2 protein-coding genes are annotated in these 1234 nt (G+C 66.4%); both read left to right on the top strand.

Translation table 11 applies throughout. From position 1 onward, the window contains the following. A partial coding sequence (locus IE178_RS35015) for an alpha-glucosidase C-terminal domain-containing protein (protein ID WP_193515065.1) occupies window positions 1–430 on the top strand: 430 nt, incomplete at its 5' end. Further along, on the top strand, window positions 427–1234 hold an 808-nt coding region (locus IE178_RS35010; protein ID WP_318280427.1), incomplete at its 3' end, for an alpha-amylase family glycosyl hydrolase. The genes IE178_RS35015 and IE178_RS35010, both read left to right, overlap by 4 nt.

Below are 1234 nucleotides of genomic sequence, written 5' to 3'. Positions count from 1 at the left end.
GAAATACCAGCTCAAACCCCGCGACTGGGAGACCGCCGAACGCGAGGGCCGCACCATCGCCCCCCTCATCACCCGGCTCAACACCATCCGGCGGGAGAATCCGGCCCTGCGGCAACTGCGCGACCTCCACTTCCACCACGCCGACCAGGAGGCGGTCATCGCGTACTCGAAGCGGCAGGGTTCGAACACGGTTCTGGTGGTCGCCAACCTCGACCCCCACCACACCCAGGAGGCCACGGTCTCGTTGGACATGCCGCAACTCGGCCTGGAGTGGCACGAGTCGGTGCCGGTGCGCGACGAGCTCACCGGTGAGACCTACCAATGGGGCAGGGCCAACTACGTGCGCCTCGAGCCGGGCCGGAGGCCGGCGCACGTCTTCCGGGTTCTGCGACCGTCCACCCCGCAGATCGGAGGGTCACCCACCACATGAGCGTCAACGAACCCGTCCCGGACACCTTCGAGGACACACCCGCCAAGGACCGGGACCCGGAATGGTTCAAACGCGCCGTCTTCTACGAGGTGCTCGTCCGCTCCTTCCAGGACAGCAACGGTGACGGCATCGGCGACCTGAAGGGCCTGACCGCCAAACTGGACTACCTGCAGTGGCTCGGCGTCGACTGCCTGTGGCTGCCGCCCTTCTTCAAGTCCCCCCTGCGCGACGGCGGCTACGACGTCGCCGACTACACCGCCGTCCTGCCCGACTTCGGCGACCTCGCCGACTTCGTCGAGTTCGTCGACGCGGCGCACCAGCGCGGCATGCGCGTGATCATCGACTTCGTCATGAACCACACCAGCGACCAGCATCCGTGGTTCCAGGAGTCGAGAAGCGACCCCGGCGGACCGTACGGCGACTACTACGTGTGGGCGGACGACGACAAGCAGTTCCAGGACGCCCGGATCATCTTCGTCGACACCGAGGCCTCGAACTGGACGTACGACCCCGTACGCAAGCAGTACTACTGGCACCGCTTCTTCTCGCACCAGCCGGACCTCAACTACGAGAACCCGGCGGTGCAGGAAGAGATGATCTCCGCGCTGAAGTTCTGGCTGGACCTGGGGATCGACGGCTTCCGGCTGGACGCGGTGCCGTACCTGTACCAGCAGGAGGGGACGAACTGCGAGAACCTCCCGGAGACCCACGCCTTCCTGAAGCGGGTGCGCAAGGAGATCGACACGCAGTACCCGGACACGGTGCTGCTGGCGGAGGCCAACCAGTGGCCCGAGGACGTCGTCG

Origin of the sequence: Streptomyces griseoloalbus, from assembly GCA_014650015.1 — a bacterium.
In the GTDB taxonomy this organism is placed as follows: domain Bacteria; phylum Actinomycetota; class Actinomycetes; order Streptomycetales; family Streptomycetaceae; genus Streptomyces; species Streptomyces griseoloalbus.
This window is presented reverse-complemented; position numbering and strand designations above follow the sequence as displayed.